The 20,727-nt window shown below is 46.6% G+C and carries 17 protein-coding genes; 9 read left to right on the forward strand and 8 right to left on the reverse strand.

The features are described 5' to 3' along the window. Positions 1 to 29: 29 nt before the first annotated feature. Positions 30 to 2,186, forward strand: coding sequence for an outer membrane protein assembly factor BamB family protein (locus KE626_RS15540; protein ID WP_211973825.1), 2,157 nt, complete (start codon positions 30 to 32; stop codon positions 2,184 to 2,186). A gap of 13 nt (positions 2,187 to 2,199) precedes the next feature. Then, a complete protein-coding gene (locus KE626_RS15545; protein ID WP_211973826.1) occupies positions 2,200 to 3,006 on the forward strand; it encodes a sugar phosphate isomerase/epimerase family protein in 807 nt (268 codons plus the stop codon). A gap of 58 nt (positions 3,007 to 3,064) precedes the next feature. Here the strand turns inward: KE626_RS15545 and leuS are convergent, their stop codons facing one another. Next, entirely contained in the window at positions 3,065 to 5,830 is a 2,766-nt protein-coding gene (gene leuS / locus KE626_RS15550; protein WP_211973827.1) for a leucine--tRNA ligase, read from the reverse strand. A gap of 261 nt (positions 5,831 to 6,091) precedes the next feature. On the opposite strand from leuS, the gene KE626_RS15555 reads away from it, so the two are divergent. The 3 genes from KE626_RS15555 (at position 6,092) to KE626_RS15565 (ending at position 8,176) form a co-directional block, all read left to right on the forward strand. Next, the gene (locus KE626_RS15555; RefSeq protein WP_211973828.1) at positions 6,092 to 6,964 is read left to right on the forward strand and encodes a cell division protein FtsX; all 873 of its coding nucleotides are present in this window, start codon (positions 6,092 to 6,094) and stop codon (positions 6,962 to 6,964) included. Positions 6,965 to 7,003: 39 nt separating this feature from the next. Beyond that, positions 7,004 to 7,300 (forward strand): DUF3098 domain-containing protein, encoded by a 297-nt coding sequence (locus tag KE626_RS15560; protein WP_211973829.1) that lies wholly within the window; start codon positions 7,004 to 7,006, stop codon positions 7,298 to 7,300. Positions 7,301 to 7,375: 75 nt separating this feature from the next. Continuing rightward, positions 7,376 to 8,176: an undecaprenyl-diphosphate phosphatase gene (locus KE626_RS15565; protein ID WP_211973830.1), complete on the forward strand. Its 801-nt coding sequence runs from the start codon at positions 7,376 to 7,378 to the stop codon at positions 8,174 to 8,176. A gap of 124 nt (positions 8,177 to 8,300) precedes the next feature. On the opposite strand, the gene KE626_RS15570 is transcribed toward KE626_RS15565, so the two are convergent. Beyond that, positions 8,301 to 9,518 (reverse strand): alanine dehydrogenase, encoded by a 1,218-nt coding sequence (locus tag KE626_RS15570; RefSeq protein WP_211973831.1) that lies wholly within the window; start codon positions 9,516 to 9,518, stop codon positions 8,301 to 8,303. A gap of 42 nt (positions 9,519 to 9,560) precedes the next feature. Further along, the gene (tsaE, locus tag KE626_RS15575; RefSeq protein WP_211973832.1) at positions 9,561 to 9,998 is read right to left on the reverse strand and encodes a tRNA (adenosine(37)-N6)-threonylcarbamoyltransferase complex ATPase subunit type 1 TsaE; all 438 of its coding nucleotides are present in this window, start codon (positions 9,996 to 9,998) and stop codon (positions 9,561 to 9,563) included. A gap of 188 nt (positions 9,999 to 10,186) precedes the next feature. Between tsaE and KE626_RS15580 the strand changes: the two genes are divergently transcribed. Both KE626_RS15580 and KE626_RS15585 read left to right on the forward strand, forming a co-directional pair. Then, the gene (locus KE626_RS15580; protein ID WP_211973833.1) at positions 10,187 to 12,292 is read left to right on the forward strand and encodes a heavy metal translocating P-type ATPase; all 2,106 of its coding nucleotides are present in this window, start codon (positions 10,187 to 10,189) and stop codon (positions 12,290 to 12,292) included. A 223-nt stretch (positions 12,293 to 12,515) separates the two neighbouring features. Beyond that, entirely contained in the window at positions 12,516 to 14,423 is a 1,908-nt protein-coding gene (locus KE626_RS15585; protein ID WP_211973834.1) for a RecQ family ATP-dependent DNA helicase, read from the forward strand. 84 nt (positions 14,424 to 14,507) lie between these two features. Here KE626_RS15585 and KE626_RS15590 read toward each other — a convergent pair whose 3' ends face one another. Then, a complete protein-coding gene (locus KE626_RS15590; protein ID WP_211973835.1) occupies positions 14,508 to 15,554 on the reverse strand; it encodes a Gfo/Idh/MocA family oxidoreductase in 1,047 nt (348 codons plus the stop codon). A 51-nt stretch (positions 15,555 to 15,605) separates the two neighbouring features. Continuing rightward, complete coding sequence (locus KE626_RS15595; RefSeq protein ID WP_211973836.1) at positions 15,606 to 17,159, reverse strand: helicase HerA-like domain-containing protein; 1,554 nt, start codon at positions 17,157 to 17,159, stop codon at positions 15,606 to 15,608. A 166-nt stretch (positions 17,160 to 17,325) separates the two neighbouring features. Between KE626_RS15595 and KE626_RS15600 the strand changes: the two genes are divergently transcribed. Then, positions 17,326 to 17,697, forward strand: coding sequence for a DUF2975 domain-containing protein (locus KE626_RS15600; protein ID WP_211973837.1), 372 nt, complete (start codon positions 17,326 to 17,328; stop codon positions 17,695 to 17,697). Between the two features lie 8 nt (positions 17,698 to 17,705). Continuing rightward, the gene (locus KE626_RS15605) at positions 17,706 to 17,909 is read left to right on the forward strand and encodes a helix-turn-helix domain-containing protein (RefSeq protein WP_211973838.1); all 204 of its coding nucleotides are present in this window, start codon (positions 17,706 to 17,708) and stop codon (positions 17,907 to 17,909) included. A 127-nt stretch (positions 17,910 to 18,036) separates the two neighbouring features. Here the strand turns inward: KE626_RS15605 and KE626_RS15610 are convergent, their stop codons facing one another. From KE626_RS15610 to KE626_RS15620, 3 genes are all read right to left on the reverse strand, one after another. After that, the gene (locus tag KE626_RS15610; RefSeq protein WP_249207485.1) at positions 18,037 to 18,417 is read right to left on the reverse strand and encodes a co-chaperone GroES; all 381 of its coding nucleotides are present in this window, start codon (positions 18,415 to 18,417) and stop codon (positions 18,037 to 18,039) included. 57 nt (positions 18,418 to 18,474) lie between these two features. Continuing rightward, a complete protein-coding gene (locus tag KE626_RS15615; RefSeq protein ID WP_211973839.1) occupies positions 18,475 to 19,314 on the reverse strand; it encodes an MBL fold metallo-hydrolase in 840 nt (279 codons plus the stop codon). Between the two features lie 79 nt (positions 19,315 to 19,393). After that, positions 19,394 to 20,671, reverse strand: coding sequence for an MFS transporter (locus tag KE626_RS15620; RefSeq protein ID WP_211973840.1), 1,278 nt, complete (start codon positions 20,669 to 20,671; stop codon positions 19,394 to 19,396). Positions 20,672 to 20,727: the final 56 nt, after the last annotated feature.

The following is a 20,727-nucleotide window of genomic DNA, read 5'->3' on the forward strand; positions in this document are numbered from 1 at the left end:
TTGCAACTATAACATCCGATTCCGCTTTTATGGGTGCACTAAAATTCCACGTTATTATTGCTTTTCTGGCCTGCCTGTTTGCATGTAACAACAGGGAGCCGTCTTTTACTACCTGGGAAGTGACCGGTGGCAGCCGGATGAATAATCGCTACTCAGATCTCGCACAGATAGACACCACTAACGTGAGGCAGTTACAGGTAGCCTGGGTGTATCATACGGAAAGGAAAGATTCCTCGAGATTTGGGCCTATGGAATGTAATCCTGTTATCGTTAATGGGGTGTTATATGGCGTTTCTCCCAAGTTGAAATTGTTTGCGGTAGATGCAGCCACAGGAGAGGAGAAATGGAGTTTTGATCCGGCAGATACAATGATGAATAAAACCTGGCACCGCAACAGTGTGAATATGAACCGGGGAGTGGCCTATTGGGAAGAAGGAACTGATAAACGCATTATATATACCGTTGGCCCGATTGTTTTTGCCGTGAACGCCATTACAGGAAAGCTCGTGTCTTCTTTCGGTAAAGATGGAGGAATAGATCTGAGGTATGAATTGGGAAGAGATAAACCGGAAGAAATGTTTATTGCGCCTACATCTCCGGTAATGGTGTATAAAAACCTGTTTTTTGTAAGTGGTTTGGTAGGTGAAAACACCCCCGGACACATTATGGCATTTGATGTTAAATCAGGAAAGCAACAATGGATTTTTCATACGATTCCCTACCCCGGGGAACCTGGTTATGAAACATGGGACGATAAAAACGCTTACCGGGTAATGGGATCTACCAATGGCTGGGCTGGTTTTAGCCTGGATGAAAAGAGGGGTATCCTCTTTGCCGTAACAGGTAATCCATCAAATGACTTTTATGGCGGAGCAAGAATTGGTGCCGGTTTATACGGAAACTGCATCATTGCCTTTGATGCGGTAAGCGGGAAAAAAATATGGCATTATCAGCTCGTGCACCATGATGTATGGGACAGGGATTTGCCTACGCCGCCTGCTCTTATTACCATTGAGAGGAATGGAAGGAAAATAGATGCAGTAGCACAAACAACCAAACAGGGTTTCCTGTTTGTATTTGAAAGGGCAACAGGTACACCTGTTTTCCCGATAGCAGAAATGCCATTTCCCACCAATACTACGTTAACAGGCGAAAAATTATGGGCAACCCAACCTGTACCTGCATTGCCAAAGCCGTTTACGCGGCAGTCTGTTACCGAAGCCGACCTGAATCATTTAGTCGGCGATACTGAATACCTGGAGTTGAAAACGAGGTTTAAAAGTTTACATGCCGGCACACCATTTACACCGCCTGCTGTGGAGGGTACGCTGGTATTTCCAGGTTATGATGGTGGCGGGGAGTGGGGTGGGCCTGCATTTGATCCCACCTCGGGTATATTATATGTAAATGCAAATGAAATGGCCTGGGTGCTGAATATGGTAAAAAATAAAATAACGTTGCCGGTGTCCACTACTAACATGGAGGCAGGCCAAACCATTTATCGCCGGTATTGCATGGGATGCCACGGTCCCGACAGGAAAGGTGGGGGCGATTATCCCTCTATAATAGGGGTGGAAAAAAAATACAACAAAAACAAGTTCCTGGAACTGGTAGTCGCCGGCAGAAGAATGATGCCCGGGTTTAATCAGCTGAGCAAAGCAGAGAAAGATGCGCTGGCCTCTTTTATACTGAACCTTCAGCAGGATCGGAAGGCTGTTTATAAAGGCAGCGAAAAGGAAGAAGCTCCGAAAACAGATCTGTATGGATTTACAGGCTATAATAAGTTTTTGACAAAAGAAGGGTACCCTGGTATAAAACCGCCATGGGGTACATTGAGTGCCATAAACCTCAATACCGGTCAGTTTGAATGGCAGATTCCATTTGGAGAATTTAAAGAACTTACGGCTAAAGGTATTCCGGTTACGGGCAGGGAGAATTACGGAGGGCCTGTAGTGACAGCCGGCGGTCTTATTTTTATCGGCGCCACTGCAGATGGTAAATTTCGTGCCATCAACAAAAGAAACGGACAAATACTCTGGGAAACCGATTTGCCTGCTCCGGGTGTAGCTACGCCGGCAGTATACATGCTCCATGGAAAACAGTATGTTGTTATTGCCTGTGGAGGATCAAAATGGGGTGGGCAGCACAGTGATGCTTATATCGCTTTTGCATTGCCATCTCACTAAAAATATAATACGCATGAGAAAAATTATTTACTGCTGTTTGCCCATTATCATCATTGGTATTGTTTGTTTAGGGAGAAGTACAGCAGTTACAGCTACCTGGAAGATAGGAATAGCGCTGTATTCCTTTCACCTGTTCCCTTTGGAAACAGCCCTTCAAAAAAGCGATAGCGCCGGATGTTACGATGTACAGGGCTTCGCCTGGCATAAGGTGGCAAAATATGATAAGCCGCTGGATGCACTATCTTCCGAAGAAATAAGGTCAGTCAGAAAAATGTTGGATGCAAAGGGTATAAAAATGACCTCTCTTTTTGTAGGTAATGCAGATAATGCGAAAGGGTGGACACAGCGCTTTTTGTTGGCTAAACAGTTAGGCGCACAAATCATCACATGTGAACCGGGCAAGGACCAATGGAATAGCATCGATAGCATTGCCGGCAGGTTTCATATGAGAGTGGCGATCCATGAGCACAAAAAAGGAGAAAGCATTTACTGGCATCCGGACTCCGTACTGGCTGCCATTAAAGGGCATGCGCAAATGGGCGCCTGTGCTGATCTGGGACATTGGGCCCGCAGTGGACTGGATGTTGTAGGCTGTTTGAAAAAACTTGAAGGGCATATCCTGGAGGTTCATTTAAAAGATATCAATGATGCCGGAGAAGATGTAAATGTAGGAGAAGGAATCATTAATTATCCCGCTGTTATCCGGGAATTAAAACGGCAGCAATTCCGCGGAAGGATTTATGTAGAATATGAACACGATTTTGAAAATAATGTGCCGGGTATTAAAAGTGAGATGGCAAATCTTGGCAGGATGAAATAAAAAGGGCCGATCTAAATCACTTTAGATCAGCCCTTGTATCTTTAAAACAACGTGCATATTAAATCACCACGTTGATCATCTTGCCTTTTACAATAATCACCTTTTTGGGTGCTTTGCCTTCCAGCCATTTCTGTACCACGTCATTGGCCAGTACCTCCTTTTCAATATCAGGAATAGCAGCATCCAGGGAGAAGCCCATTTCAGAGCGGGTTTTACCATTGATAGCGATCGGGTAGTTGAAAGCGCTTTCTTTGGTATATTGCTCTTCGTATATTGGATAAAGTGCATTCAGGATACTTTCGTTATGCCCTATGTACTGCCACAGTTCTTCGCACAAATGCGGCGCATATGGCGTGAGTAATATCAGCAATGGCTCCAGTATGCTGCGTTTATGACAGCGCAGAGTAGCCAATTCGTTTACACAGATCATAAACTGGCTCACCGCTGTGTTATAAGAGAAGCCGGCAGTATCGTGATCTATCTTCTGGATTGTTTTATGTAATATTTTCAGTTCTTCCGGAGAAGGAGCCTGCTCATTTACCAGGATACCTTTTTGTTCGTCGGCAAACAGACGCCACAACTTTTTTAGAAAACGGTGTACCCCTTCAATGCCTTTGGTATCCCATGGCTTGGATTGCTCCACCGGACCGAGGAACATTTCGTACATGCGGAAGGTATCAGCGCCGTATTTTTCCACCAGGTCGTTCGGATTAACGGTATTGAATAAACGTTTGCTCATTTTTTCGAGCTGTACGCCGCAGATGTATTTGCCGTCTTCCAGGAGGAAGGTAGCATCCGCAAAATCCGGTTTCCATTTCTTAAATGCTGCGGTATCCAGTTCTACGCCGTCAACAATATTCACGTCCACGTGCAGTTCATCGGTTTCATACTGGTCTTTCAATCCATGGGAAACATACTGGTGGGTACCACGAACGCGGTATACCAATCGGGAGCTGCCACCAATCATTCCCTGGTTGATCAGTGATTTAAATGGCTCTTCAAAACCGATATGTCCGAGGTCGAACAGCACTTTTGTCCACATACGGGAATACAGCAGGTGGCCTACGGCGTGTTCGGTACCGCCTACATATACATCTACCTGGTTCCAGTAGTCGGTGGCTTTGCGATCCGCGAAGGTGTGGGTATTATGCGGGTCCATGTAACGCAGGAAATACCAGCTGCTGCCGGCGTATCCGGGCATAGTGTTGGTTTCGCGTTTTATGCCGGGGGCTACATTTACCCAGTCGGTAATGTTGGCCAGCGGACCTTCGCCCTCTTCGCCGGGTTTATAGTTTTCCACATGCGGTAATTCCAGCGGGAGGTCTTTTTCGTCCATGGCATAAGGAACCCCATCTTTATACACAATAGGGAAAGGCTCGCCCCAGTAGCGTTGGCGGCTAAAGCCGGCGTCACGCATTTTGTAGTTGACCTTCCGTTTGCCTATTCCCAGCTCTTCCAGTTTATTGATGACCACATCCATGGCGGGTTTCATGTCCATGCCATCGAGGAAGCCGCTATTCTGCAGTTTCGCATCTTTGGTAGCATTGGCTTCCTGCCCGTTAAAGGCGTCGCCAATGATATTGGTGATGGGGATTTTGAAATGGGTGGCAAAGCCAAAGTCGCGCTGGTCGCCGCATGGCACTGCCATGATGGCGCCGGTGCCATAACCTGCCAGAACGTATTCGGCAATCCATACCGGTATTTCCCGGCCATCAAACGGGTTGATGGCGTAGGCGCCGGTAAAGCAGCCGGTGATTTGTTTTACTTCAGCCATACGCTCCCGTTCGGAACGGCTCTGCACGTATTCCAGGTATTTATCTATTTCGCCCTGTTGGTCCGGCGTGGTGATCAGTTTTACGAGATCATGTTCGGGGGCCAGTACCAGGAAGTCCACACCGAAGATGGTATCGGGGCGGGTGGTATATACTTCTACCTGTTCGGGGGAGTTTTTCAGGGCAAACTTCATTTCTGCTCCCTGGCTTTTCCCGATCCAGTTACGTTGCATTTCTTTCATGGCATCGCTGAAGGATACTGTTTCCAGTCCCTGCAACAAGCGGTTGGCGTATTCAGTGATTCGCAGGAACCACTGGCTCATTTTCTTTTTGATAACGGGATATCCGCCGCGTTCACTTACGCCGTTCACTACCTCGTCGTTGGCCAGTACGGTACCTAATGCGGGGCACCAGTTCACTTCCGCATGGGCCAGGTAGGCCAGGCGGTATTGCATTAATACATCCCGCTGTTCTTTTTCACTGTAGCTTTTCCATTGTGCGGCGCTGAACTGTATGTTGCGATCGCCGGGACAAACATGTCCGGCATTCCCTTCCTGCTCAAAAATGGAAACAAGGGTGGCGATAGGCTCCGCTTTCCCGCTCACGCGGTTATACCAGCTTTCAAAGATCTGCAGGAATATCCACTGTGTCCACTTATAATAGGATGGGTCGCTGGTGGTTACCTGCCTGTCCCAGTCATAGCAAAAGCCAATATTATCCAGCTGTTCCCGGAATGCCTTGATGTTTTGCTCCGTGGTAACAGCAGGGTGCTGACCTGTTTCCAGGGCATATTGTTCGGTAGGCAGGCCAAAGGCATCGTAACCCATGGCATGGAGTACGTTAAAGCCTTTTAGTCTTTTATAACGAGCGTAAATGTCTGTTGCAATGTATCCCAGAGGATGGCCCACGTGAAGGCCTGCTCCTGACGGGTAGGGGAACATGTCCAGTACGTAACATTTGGGCTTTGGACTGTCATTGCTAACACGGTAAGCATGCGATTGCTCCCATTGTTCCTGCCACTTTTTTTCGATTGCCCTGAAATTGTATTCCATATCGGTTGTAGATGGACCTTAATTAGGCCGGATATAACAATACATCCGGTCATTAAGGCGTTATCAGTTATAGTTTATAAAATTGTAATAATGCCTGTTCAGCAAAATAATGTTAAATTCATTAATACGCCAATGTCATTCCCCAACATCTCTATATATTGCTATTCTATTGCCCGGAAAGAGGGGATTACCTGATCGGGTTGGCAAAATTAAACACATAACTACTAATTTTTATTATTTTCGCCGATAAACTGCAGATTAATGGCGCAATCCGGGAAATCATCAGCAAAGAAGTCGAAACCATCCTACCTGTACTCCATTGTTGGAGTGGCACTGGTATTGTTTTTACTGGGCACACTGGGTCTGGTGGTAATACATGCCAACAAGCTTAGCAAATATTTTAAGGAAAGTATTGAGGTACAGGTTATACTGAGAGATAATGTGAAAGAAAACCAGGCACTGGCCTTACGTGATTCTATGGCGCACAAGCCATACATTAAGTCTATTGAGTATGTTTCCAAGGATATGGCGGCCCAGCGCTTTAAAAAGGACTTTGGAGAGGATTTTATCACCCTGTTACAATATAACCCGCTCTATAGCAGCATTAACATAAAGGCTAATGCCAACTATGTAAATAATGACAGCCTGAAGATCATTGAAAATAACCTTTCACAGCAGAGCATCGTACGGGAAATCTCTTATCAGCGCACCCTGGTGAGCAAACTCAATGAAAACGTAAACAGGATAGGGCTTATCATATTGATCATTAGCGGGTTATTATGCCTGGTGGTGATTTTCCTGATAGACAATACCATCCGCCTGGCCATGTTCAGCAACCGTTTCCTGATTAAAACCATGCAAATGGTAGGAGCCACCCGCTGGTTTATTGCCAAGCCTTTTGACCTGCGCAGTATTGCCAACGGCGCTATTGCAGCGGTTATTGCTATTGCGGGCCTGATCGGTATCATGTCAGTGGCAGATAAATTGCTGCCGGAGCTGGCCGGTTTACGGGACAACCTGATGATCGCATTGCTGTTTATAGGAATGATCCTGATAGGGATTTGTATTTCACTGGTAAGCACACATCGCTCGGTAATGAAATATTTACGTCTGAAACTGGATGATCTGTATTAATTTAACATCTTTAACTGAAGAGATATAATACCAAACACTATGGCTAAAACAAGCGTAAACCCTGCTTCGAAGAAGGATGCACATGCTACAGAAGAAGCACTGGCCAACAGCCGCCCTATTTTCCCAAAAGAGAATTACAAAATTATGCTGGCCGGTATCGTGGTGATTGTGGTGGGTTTCCTCCTGATGATGGGAGGCGATACCAGTGATCCCAACAGCTTCAGACCAGAAGAGGTGTATAGCTTCCGCAGAATTACCCTGGCTCCGATTGTAATTGTGCTGGGCCTGATGGTGGAAGTATATGCGATTATGCGCCGTCCAAAAACGAATGCATAGGGGAACCTGTAAAAATATACTGACAGCGATGAGCAATCATCGCTTTTTTTTTAACTTTTAACCATATAAGATTCAATGAACGTTTTTCAGGCTATCATTATCGCCATAGTGGAGGGACTAACGGAATTTCTGCCCATTTCTTCCACGGGGCACATGATCATTGTGAGCGCGCTGCTGGGAATAGGTAAAGATGAATTTACCAAGTTGTTTGAGGTAGTTATCCAGCTGGGGGCTATCCTGGCCGTAGTGGTATTTTATTGGAGGAAGTTCCTGGTATTTGACAAAAACAGGTTTGGTTTTTACCTGAAACTGATAGTTGCGGTTATTCCCGCGCTGATCCTCGGTTTTTTATTCAGTAAAAAAATAGATGCCCTGCTGGAAAGTCCGCTTACCGTGGGCATCACCCTGCTGGTGGGTGGTGTTATACTACTATTCGTAGATAACTGGTTCAAAGAACCGACTATCCTGTCTGAGGAAAAAATAGATGTTTTTACAGCGCTGCGTATTGGATTTTACCAATGCCTGGCACTGATCCCCGGTACCAGCAGAAGTGCGGCCTCTATTATTGGCGGTATGCAGCAAAAGCTTACCCGCAGTGTGTCCGCAGAGTTCTCGTTTTTCCTGGCAGTACCTACCATGGCCGCTGCCACAGGCTATAAACTCCTGAAAGGAAAGGAACTGCTGATGGCGCATCCCGAAAATCTGAAACTCCTGCTGATCGGTAATATCGTGGCATTTGTGGTAGCCCTGGGCGCCATCAAATTCTTTATCGGTGCGGTGAAGAAGTATGGTTTTAAAATGTGGGGATATTACAGGATTGTAGTAGGTATTACCATTATAGCAGCTATACTGATGGGGTATACACTGGAGGTGTAAGCTTTTAGCCATTAGCTTTTAGCTTTTAATAAAAATGCAGCGAAGACGATATTATATTGGTCTTCGCTGCATTTTTATTAAAAGCTAAAAGCTAAAAGCTAATGGCTAAAAGCTGTAGCCATCCTTATCCTTTCACCGCTAACAGCAGCTCCAGGTCAGTATATTTTAATTTAAATTTCTCACTCAGATGGTAATTGGTGAGGGCGCCTTTGTAAAGATAGATGCCGTTGCGTACCCCGCGCTTGATCCATACCAGGTTTTCAAATCCGCCATCATCGGCAGCTTCCACCAGTAAAGGCATCAGCACATTGCTGATTGCTTCAGATGCGGTACGGGCAAATCCGGAGGGGATATTAGGTACGCAGTAATGCACCACATCGTACTTTTTAAAGACGGGGTTTTCGTGGGTGGTGATTTCAGAGGTTTCAAAACAACCGCCACGATCAATGCTTACATCCACTATCACGGAACCGGCTTTCATATTGCTTACCATCGACTCGCTGACCACAACAGGCGTGCGCCCGCTTTGCGACGACAGCGCGCCTACCGCTACATCAGCATTCCGCAGCTGTTCGGCCAGTACTTTCGGCTGGATAACGGAGGTAAATACACGTACCCCGATATTGTTCTGCAGCCTTTTCAGTTTGTAAATATTATTATCAAATACCTTTACGGAAGATCCCAGTGCCAGCGCGGTGCGGGCTGCAAATTCACCCACTATCCCGGCGCCTATGATTACCACTTTGGTAGGTGGAATACCGGTAATGCCTCCCAGCAGGATGCCTTTCCCTTTGTTGTCGTTGCTCAGGTACTGCCCGGCGATCAGCATACAGGCGCCGCCTGCAATTTCACTCATCGCTCTTACAATAGGGTAGGTACCGGCATCATCTTTCAGGTTTTCGAAAGACAACAACGTAATGCGTTTGTCCATCATTTTCTGCACCTGCAGCGCTTTCAGGGCGGCCAGGTGAATAGGGGAAATCACGATCTGATGGGGATGCAGCAATTCTATTTCCTCATCATTCAGCGGAGCTGATTTTACAATGATCTCCGCTTTGAAGACCTCCTTTTTATCATACACAATTTCCGCCCCGGCCTCTGAATAGTCGGTATCGTAGTAATGTGACCCGTCGCCGGCTTTATGTTCTACTACAATATGGTGACCATGTGCCGCTAAAATGCTCACTGCATCGGGCGTAAGGGCAATCCGGTTTTCCTGGAAAGATGTTTCTTTAGGAATACCTATAAACAAACGGGAATTTTTCTGGGGAATATCCAACGTTTCTTCCAGTGGTGAATAGGTAAACCCAGCACTTACTACAGGTTTTTGCCTCTGCTCCATATGCGTGTTCAGTTTTTTTAAATCGAAGTATTCAAAGATACATCATTTGAGAGAGGAAGCGATTTCGCGGAGTATCCTTTTTTGATCCGGTTGTACTTCCAGTTGCAGATGTATGGTGTCCGGCGGTAACAGGTGTGCTACTACCTGTGGCCATTCCACAAAGCTGATGGCGTTCTGGTAGAGGGTATCCTCTACACCGGCGCTGATGGCGTCATCTTCATCTTTCAGCCGGTAAAGGTCCAGGTGGAAGATCTGCCGGGTTTTTCCCCCGGCGTCCTGGTATACATATTCGTTAATGATAGAAAAAGTGGGGCTGGCGGTAGCACCAGCTACCCCTTTGGCCGCACATAAAGCCTTTACCAGCGTGGTTTTTCCTGCCCCCATAGGGCCGTCCAGGGTAAATACCTGTTTGTCAGTAAAATACGCCCAGAATTGCCGGGCTGTTTCGGGTAACTGATCCAGCGTAAATGTCCATTGCATACACGAAAATAAGCAGAAAGCAGAAAGCAAAAAGCAAAAAGCGACCATAATCGATAATTTACGCTATAACCATTCGCTATGGTCGCTTTTTGCTTTTTGCTTTCCGCTTTCTGCTGCTCCGTTGCATTAATATTTTCCCCGCCTATTTCGTCAACAGGTAACTTTGTAGTCAGGAGGAAAGATGTCAGATGACACCAATAAACTGCAAGGTAGAAGGAATGCATTGCACCAGTTGCGCACTCGGTGTTTCCAAATACCTGGAGAAACAAGGGATGCAGGATGTAAACGTTAGCTTCGCCACTGAAGAGGTGAGTTTTACAGCGCCTGATGGCGCGGATTCCAAAGAAGTGCTCAATGGCATTAACCAGATGGGATACCGCGTAATACTGCCGGAAGATAAACCCACCGTCCGGAAAATATACCATACACTTACATTCAAATTTGTTTTTTGTTTAATATTTACCGCGCCACTGCTGCTGCATATGTGGGTAAACTGGTCCTGGCTGCACCGTCCATGGGTACAGTTCTGGCTTACATTACCGGTTTATATTACAGGGATGTGGCATTTTGGCCGAAGCGCCGTTCGTTCCCTGCTTAACCGCATGGCCAACATGGACGTGCTGGTGGCCCTGGGCGCCACCGCTGCTTTCGTATACAGTTTTGTAGGCACTGTTGTATACGGTAACCCGGATTATATGTTTTACGAAACTACCGCCGCCATCATTACCCTGGTATTCCTCGGTAACATGCTGGAAGAAAGGTCCGTAAAGCAAACCACTACCGCTATCGCGGAACTGGCTCACATGCAGATTACCACGGCGCGCCTTATCAATACAGATCATGGTCATGAACATATCCACGAAGTAGATAACCGTAGTCTCCGTACCGGCGACTGCGTACTCATAAACACCGGTGATAAAATACCCATGGACGGCACCATTTACTGGGGCAGCGGCCATGCCAACGAATCGATGATTACCGGTGAAAGTACCCCCGTGAGCAAAAAGGAAAAAGATAAGGTCATTGGCGGTACTATTTTGGAAGATGGCAGCATCAAGGTGTACATCACGGCTACAGGCAAGGACACCGTGCTTTCTTACATCATAGAACTGGTAAAACAGGCCCAGGCCGACAAGCCACCCATGCAGAAACTGGCCGACCGTATCAGCGCCATATTTGTACCGCTGGTATTAGGCATTGCTATTGTTACATTCCTGGGCTGGTACTTTATCGGGCATACCACACTGGCCACCGCCATGATGCGAAGTGTAGCCGTATTGGTGATTGCCTGCCCCTGCGCCATGGGACTGGCTACGCCGGCGGCCGTGATGGTAGGACTGGGACGTGCGGCCCGTAATGGCATCCTGATAAAGGGAGGACATACCCTGGAGATGTTTAAAGACATCAGGCAGGTAGTATTTGATAAAACAGGTACCCTTACCACCGGGAAGTTACAACTGGGCGAATACCGTTTTTTTGATATCACGGAAGAAGCATTTAAACAGGTGGTATACAGTCTTGAGAAATACTCCTCGCACCCCATTGCACGCTCCATTGCCGCCGCCTGGAAATCGGCCGGAGAGCTGCCTTTGCAACAGGTACGTGAACACAAAGGGCTGGGCATGCGGGCCAGCGATAAATCCGGTAACGAGTGGCAGTTAGGTTCCTTCCGTATGGCCGTTGGTTTAACGGAAGATGATAGTCACAACCTGTATCTCATTAAAAACGGTCAACTGGCCGGCTGGATCAACTTTACCGATGAAATAAGGCCGGAAGCGGCTACTGTGGTGGCGCAGCTGCAACAGTCAGGTATCAGGTCCATCCTGTTAAGTGGCGATACCAACCGCAAATGCCGGGAGCTGGCCAAACAACTGGGTATCACCGAAGTCTATGCTGAACAGTCGCCCGAACAAAAACTGCAGAAAATAGATGCACTCATGAAAACCGCCCCCACCGCCATGGTGGGCGACGGCATCAATGATGCGCCTGCACTTGCCAAAGCAACCATCGGTATTTCCCTCAGCGATGCCACCCAGGTGGCCATGCAAAGCGCTAATGTAGTATTGCTGAATAATAACCTGGGTACGCTGCCATTGGCGCTGGGCCTGGGAAAACATACCTATCTCACTATAAAACAGAATCTTTTCTGGGCGTTTATTTATAACGTAGTAGCCATACCGGTAGCAGCCCTGGGATTCCTGAATCCTATAGTGGGCGCAGGTATCATGGGATTGTCGGATGTAGTGCTGGCGGTAAACTCCGTTCGGTTGCGCTATAAGCAAGTAACTGCGTAATTTGTTTTACCCAGGATTAACGGTGATTATAATGATTTTCAGGATTTTTTTCATTTGATGATTTTAAAAAGATTAGCGAAGATTACCGGAATGTAAATCTTCGCTAATCTTTTTAAAATCACATGAAATCTCAAAAAATAAAATCCTGAAAATCATTATAATCACCGTTAATCCTGGGTAAAACAAATTACGCGTATCTTCGCTGTAACCATTAAATTTTTATTTGAGCACGCCCGTAGCCATATTACAACAATACTGGGGATACGACCAGTTTCGGCCATTACAGGAAGATATTGTAAACTCGATACTGGCAGGACAAGACACACTGGCGCTGTTGCCAACAGGTGGCGGCAAGTCCATTTGTTTCCAGGTACCTGCCATGATGAAACCTGGCTTATGCCTGGTGATCACCCCCCTTATTGCATTGATGAAAGACCAGGTGGCCAACCTCAGGAAAAGAGGGATCAGCGCTTATTCTATCTATTCAGGAATGCAGTATAAAGAAGTGGAAAGAGTGCTGGAAGCCGCCCGCCGCGGTGGATGCCGTTTTTTGTACGTATCTCCTGAAAGACTTCAAAGCAAACTTTTTCAAACCTATTGTGATGGCTTACCGGTAAACCTGATAGCGGTAGATGAAGCGCATTGTATTTCCCAATGGGGATATGATTTTCGTCCCGCCTACCTGCAGATCGCTGATATACGCAGTTTCTTCCCGGCCGCGCCGGTGCTGGCACTTACCGCATCTGCCACGCCAAAGGTACAAACGGACATCTGCGATAAACTGCTGATGAAAGATGCCCGCGTATTTACAAAAAGCTTTGCGCGTGCAAATCTTTCTTACAGCGTGCTGGAAGAAGCAACAAAAATTGATAAGGTAAAACATATACTCGATCGTGTGCCCGGCTCAGGAATTGTGTATTGCCGCAACCGCAAAAGAACTAAGGAAATAGCTTCCCTGCTTGAGTTACAGGGTATTCCGGCCAGCTACTATCATGCGGGTTTGCCACAAGCAGAAAGAGCAGCCAGGCAGGAAGCTTGGATCAATAACGATACGCGTATCATGATATGTACCAATGCTTTTGGCATGGGAATCGACAAGCCGGATGTACGCATCGTAGTGCATTACGACATGCCTGATAGCCTGGAAGCTTATTACCAGGAAGCCGGAAGAGCTGGCCGCGACGAACAGAAAGCATACGCCGTATTGCTGTATAACGAAGAGGAACTAACGGAGATGCGGGAACGTATTGACCTGCAGTTTCCTACCCTGGAGCAGATCCGGGAAGTTTACCAGGCGATCGTTAACTATCTGCAGGTACCCGTAGGCAGTGCAGAAGGCATGTACTTTGATTTTGATATCAACGATTTTGCCCGCACTTTCCAGCTGAACCTCACCATCAGTTACAGCGCCATAAAGCTGCTGGAACAGGAAGGCATATTGCAACTGAGCGAAAGCGTGTTCCTGCCTTCCCGGGCGGAATTTGTTACCAATAAAGATTCCCTTTATGAGTTTGAAAGTGCGTATCCCGCACTGGAAGAAATCATCAAAACATTGCTGCGCACCTACGAAGGGATTTTTGATAACGCCGTTCCGATATACGAGCGACAAATAGGCCGTATCATGCTCATGGAAGATGATGATATTGCCGCGCAGCTGCAGCAACTGCACCATTATGGTATCCTGCACTATCAGCCCCGGCGCGATGAGCCGCAGTTATGCTTTCTGCAGGAACGGGTGTCTGCCCAGCTGCTGCGCATTAACATGGCAAGGGTGGAGGTGCGTAAAAAAGTATATGCCGACAGACTGGAAGCTATGTTTGCGTATGTGCGTAACCGTGATATATGCCGTACACAGCAAATAGTGGCCTATTTCGGAGAAAAAGACATCCACAATTGCGGGGTGTGTGATACCTGTTTAAAAAAGAAAGCACAACCTATGGATGCGGCTTCCTTTAAACGTATATCCGATACAGTTATATCGCTGCTGAAGGAAGCACCTTTGCTGTTTAATTTGCTGCAAACAAAAATGCCGGATGTAAAACGTAGCGACCTGATGGAAGTATTACAGTTTCTGAATGAAGAAGGGCTGGTAATGCGTGATGACGCTGGCCGGCTGGCCTGTTCCGGATAATGGTTTTCCCGGGATCAGCCTAATTTTATATGATTTCAGGATTTTTTTCGGGAAATCATATAAATCAGGCTGATCCCGGGCAGACTATAATTGAACTACTTTTCCTTCCTTGCTGCTCTCAAAAGCGGCTTCTATCACCCTGATCACTTTAATGGCATCCTGCGGAGGCACCGGGTTAGCAGCTTTATTCACCAGCGCTTCATAGATGCCCTGGTAATAATCCATATAGTTGCCATGGCCACCAGGAACGAATTGTTTTACCACTTTGCCATCTGTTTCGGTATGTAATAACCCCCATTCGTGCGGCGCTTCAGCCCCCCAATCAGGGCTATTCGGAAAAAGACCTCTTTGTAGTTGTGCTTCCTGGATATCTGATTTTGTTTTGATAAAAGAACCGATGCGGCCATGCAGCTGATAAGCCGGCAAGGCTTCACGTACCAGGTAATTGCATTTAACACGGGCACGGAGGTGATCGTAGTAAAGCACCAGTTCAAAGTAATCATCTACCAAAGAATCACGACGGATGATACGAATATCGGCAAATACAGCCTTAGGCATACCAAACAGGGTGATCGCCTGATCTATCAGGTGGGAGCCAAGATCGTACAATGCGCCGGTTCCGGGGCCACCCACTTCCTTATGCTTTTTATAACTCAGTTCTTCCTTGAAACGGTCATAATGTATTTCCGCTTCCAGGACCTCGCCGAGCTGACCGGATTGCAGTACCTGTTTTACCACTTTATAGTCGCTGTCGTAGCGACGGTTATGATATACACTGAGCAGTAATCCTTTTTCCGCCGCCAGCGCCGCGAGGATTTCTCCTTCTTTGGCATGCACCGTAAAGGGCTTTTCCACTATCACATTTTTCCCTGCTTCCAGGGCTGCTTTTACGTAATCGAAGTGGGTATAGTTGGGTGTGTTCACCACAATCAGCTCCAGGTCTTTATCCGCCAGCATGTCCTCTACACTCGTATATACTTTAACGTTAGGATAGCGTTCCTGTGCCAGATGCTTGCTTCTTTCTACAACCGCTGTAAATTCAAATCCCGGGTTTACGTGCAGGAACGGGGCATGAAAGATCTGCCCGGACATGCCGTACGAGCATACGCCCGTTTTAATAATTCTACTCATATTCTTTATATGTTGATGTAAGCTGGCAGCGGAAAGCTGCCGTTTGCATAATTAAAACCAGCTTTTACTTTTACTGCTGCGACCGCCCAATCCGAGTGCGCCGAGCAAACTGCGTGTAATAACGCTGGCGGCTGTACGCCCAACCTGGCGGGCTGCCGAACTGTCCATTACCTGTTCCAGGAAGCCTTTTTCTTCCTTTTGTTTTCCACCCGCTTTCGCTGCCGGCGCTGCCGCCGCGGTCTTATCTGCGGCTTCCTGCAGTTTGGCCGTTAGTATTTCGTAAGCGCTTTCGCTGTCAATTTCCTGGCTGTATTTTTTTACCAGCTTGGAGTTATTAACCAGTGCATCGATTTCGTCGCTTGTTAATACATCCATGCGGGATCTTGGAGATACCAGCATGGTAGCGGCGAGCGGCGTAGGTACGCCCTTCTCGTCAAGACAGGTGATTAATGCTTCACCTATACCTATCTGGGTAATCAGTTCATCTGTTTTATAGAAATCTGATAAAGGATAGTTCTCTGCGGTTTGTTTGATGGTTTTGCGGTCATTGGCAGTAAAGGCACGCAGGGCATGCTGTACTTTCAATCCCAGCTGTCCGAGTACAGAAGGCGGTACATCCATTGGATTCTGTGTACAGAAGAAAATACCTACGCCTTTGGAACGGATCAGCTTTATGATGGTATCGATTTGTTTAAGCAACGCATCGCTGGCTTCGTTAAAGATCAGGTGAGCCTCATCAATAAACATTACCAGCTTTGGTTTGTCAAGATCGCCTTCTTCCGGTAGGGTGGCATACAATTCTGCCAGCAGGCTGAGCATAAAGGTGGAAAACAGTTTCGGACGATCCTGTATATCATTTACACGCAGTATGGAAATGATCCCACGGCCATCGTCACTCACGCGCATGAGGTCATCTACTTCAAATGACTTCTCTCCAAAAAATAATGCAGCGCCCTGTTGTTCCAGTTCTATCACTTTACGCAGCACAGTGCCGGTAGAGGTAGTGGATATTTTGCCGTAGTCCTTCTCCAGGTCAGCTTTTCCTTCATCGCCGGCAAATTGCAATACCTTCTTGAAGTCTTTTAAATCCAGTAAGGGTAATTTATTATCGTCGCAGTATTTGAAAAGCATTGCTACCAGGCCCGCCTGGGTATCATTTAGTTCCAGGATCTTGGAGAGGAGGATAGGTCCGAACTCACTAACGGTAGCGCGTAAACGTACGCCCTTTTCCTGGCTGAGCGATAACAGCTCAGACGGATAGGCGGCAGGGCTCCAGGTGCCGCCTATTTTCTGGTATCTTTCTGTGATCTTGGGATTGGCAGTGCCGGCTGCAGCAATGCCGCTCAGATCTCCTTTGATGTCCATCAGTAACACCGGTACGCTGGCATCGCTCAGGCCTTCGGCAATCACTTGCAGGGTTTTGGTTTTACCGGTACCGGTGGCGCCGGCAATCAAGCCGTGACGGTTAAGGGTTTTAAGGGGGAGGAATACATCTGCGCCTGCTACTACTTCTCCGTTCAGCATGGCACAGCCGAGTTTGAAATGCTCGCCTTTAAATGTATAGCCGCTTTTGATATAATCCAGAAATGCATCCTGATTGGCCATGACGTATTTTTTTTTATGAAGATAATAAAAAGCACCAACCGGTTGGAATTCAAATTGCTAACCTTGCTTTAAATCCTGTTTTGTTGATTTTATTTATCGATAATCGATATATTTATTTTGATTTTCGATAAAAAAAATGGAGATTTGAGTTAACAATTCAATGATTATGAATATATCTTCCATTGGAATCATGGTAATGGCCCCCTATATTATCATAGGTGTTCTATGTCTGCTCATAGCTATTGATCTATATAAACTGGTGCTTAGTACCAGGGGGGATGAGGTTATTTCCCGCGAAAATTTAGCAAGAGTAAAGCGTATACAATATATTTTTCTTGCCGTGTTGCTCATCAAGGCTGGAATGTTACTCATAATGACGACCATCTTTGTCCGTTCCGTTATGGCTATCCTGATGCAGTTGGTGGGTATTGTAGCCTCTTCCTGGGAGCTGTTCGCCGGAATGCTTATTATTTATATACTGGCAAAGGTTTTCGAAAGAGCCGTAAATTTGAAGGAAGAACAAGCCCTGACTATTTAAAACAAACTATGGCAATAATCGTAAATCTGGATGTGATGTTGGCAAAAAGAAAGATGTCGCTTACAGAATTAAGTGCGCAGGTAGGCATTACGATGGCGAACCTGAGCATCCTTAAAAGTGGTAAGGCAAAGGCAGTCCGCTTTTCCACCCTGGAAGAAATCTGCAAAGTGCTGCAATGCCAGCCCGGCGACATCCTGGAATACAGGGATTAGCAAAGCGAAAAAAGCATAGAGGTAAAAGCGAAAAGCTATTGGTATGAATGCTTAAGGCGGAAATTGTATCCGCTTTCATCATCCGTACCAATAGCTTTTCGCTTTTACCTTTATGTTTTTCGCGCTTCTACAGATCCTCTTCTCTTTCCAGCATCAAAATAGCCCCTTGCGGCACTATATAATAGCTTTCCTCTCCATATACAACCTCAGTAGACCCACTGAGCAGGAAAATGGCCAGATCGCCTTCTTTTACCTGTAGTGGAATATATTTTACCTTCTCTTCTTCCGGTTTCCACGCCTCGTCATTATCGGCCGGTATAGGTATTGCATAACCTGGCCCTGTTTTAATAACATAACCGCGCTGTACCTTTTCCCTTTCCTGTACTCCGGGAGGGAGGTATAATCCGCTGCTGGTGCGTTCGTGGGGAGTAGCTGGCTTAATAAGCACACGGTCGCCCACAACGATCAGTTTTTTCAATTTATTGTCTGTTGTTATGTGTATAGCCATACCCTGTTCTATCAAATATAATGCAGCAGCATAAATCGTGACAGACTGACAGTGGTTTTACAGGTCGCGTAATGCAAAAATTTCACCCGCCCGGATGCCTTTCTCTGTTTGTTGCAGTACACAGCATTCATTGACAGGGTCGTGTTCAAAAAACAGGACATACTGCTGCTCGGTAGCCTCCTGCAGAAAGCTCTTTTTCTCCTGTAGTGTTTTCAGCGGAAACATGTCATAGGCCATCACATAGGGAATTGGAATATGTCCTATGGAAGGCAGCAGATCCGCCATATAAATAATGGTTTTGTTTTTATAGTTGATCTGCGGCAGCATCATGGCATCAGTATGGCCATTGGCAAAACGGATGGAAATATTGTCGGCGAAAGCAACACCTTCAAGGTGATCAACAAATTTAAGCTGACCACTTTCCTGTATAGGCAGAATATTTTCTTTAAGAAAAGACGCTTTTTCCCGGTCGTTGGGCTGGGTGGCCCATTTCCAGTGGTCTTCATTGCTCCAGTACACGGCATTTTTAAAGGCCGGTACCAGGGCGTCGCCCTGTCTGATAATACTGCCGCCGCAATGATCGAAGTGGAGATGTGTAAGAAATACGTCGGTGATATCATCCCGGTGAAAACCGTGCGCAGCCAGGGATTTATCCAAGGTAGCGTCCCCATGCGGCTGGTAATGACTAAAGAATTTTGCGTCCTGCTTGTTACCGAGCCCGTTATCGATCAGTATAAGCCGGTTGCCATCTTCAATCAGCAGGCATCTCAGCGCCCAGGTACATAGATTATTTTCGTCGGCAGGATTTAATTTATTCCAGATGCTTTTGGGAACCACGCCAAACATGGCGCCGCCATCCAGTTTAAACAGACCCGTGTCTATGGTGTATAACTTCATAAAGCTGTTATTTGAATATTTAGGAGCAGAAAGTTACCCAATTCCGCCCACCAAATATTCAAATAACAGCATAATTAAATTATTGTGCCAGCTGTTTTTGTTTACGCAAGGCAGAAATGATCCACATCAGCCCGATAACGAAAAACACGACCAGGGCCAGCACAGAGTTGCGCATATCTTCGGTGAGGTCATCTATATAAGCAAAGGAAAACATACCTATCACAATAGACAGTTTTTCAGTTACATCATAATAACTGAAGAAGGAAGTGGTATCGGGTGTTTCCGGCATCAGCTTGGCATAGGTGGAACGGCTCAGGGACTGTATGCCTCCCATTACCAGTCCAACAGCAGTGGCCAGCAAATAAAAGTGCATGGCGGTTTGCATTTTATAACCTGCTACACAAATGCCTATCCACAGCAATATAACGCCAATTAATACACGAAGATTACCAAAGCGGGTCGATAACCGGGCCATGCTCCAGGCGCCCGCAATGGCTACCACCTGGATAATCACCACGGTGATGATCAGCATCTGGGCTTCCAGGTGCAATACCTTGCTGCCAAAAATGGTGGCGGCCATCATCACAGTTTGCACCCCCATGCTATAAAAGAAGAAACCACGCAGGAATCTTTTTAATACCGGTAACTGTTTTACCTGTGCATATACTTTCCGCAATTCGGTAAATCCTTCGGTTAATGCGCCGCCGCTGTGTTTGGCTACTGTGCCGATGCTGTTGGGCAGGCGTGCGAAAGTGATCAGCGCAAACCCAAACCACCATATACCTACCAGCAAAAAGGTGATCCGTACAGGCAGGCTTTCATCCATGCCCAGTTTGGGCCCAAGCATCACCAGACCAAAACCCAGTATCTGCAGTAATACGCTGCCGATGTATCCCATACTGAAACCACGGGCGCTGATGCGGTCCCTGTCTTCCGGTGCAGCAATTTCAGGCAGATAGGAATTGTAAAATACCAGTCCGCCGCAATAGCCAATGGTTGATAACATAAAACAAACCACACCCAGCAGGAGCCGGTCGCCGTTAAATAAAAAGAGCGCACTGCAGGAGAGTGAGCCCAGGATGGTAAAGAAGCGAAGGAAATTCTTTTTGTTTCCCCTGGTGTCCGCAATGGAAGAGAGGATAGGAGAGGAAATGGCTACCAGCAGGTAGGCGGCCGCCATCGTGTAATTGTACAGGGCAGAATTAACAAAGTTCATTCCCAGGAAGGAAACATGTTCTTTGGTAACCGCTAAAAAATAGATAGGGAAAAAAGTAGTAGTGATAACGAGGTTGTACACCGAGTTGGCCCAGTCGTACATAGCCCAGCCATTAATCACTTTCTTACTGGCAGTCTTCATATAGCATTTAGCTTTTTACGAAGATAGTTTTTAGCAGGCAGAAAGCTGAAGGCATA

Origin of the sequence: Chitinophaga hostae, assembly GCF_018224885.1 — a bacterium.
Lineage (GTDB): Bacteria > Bacteroidota > Bacteroidia > Chitinophagales > Chitinophagaceae > Chitinophaga > Chitinophaga hostae.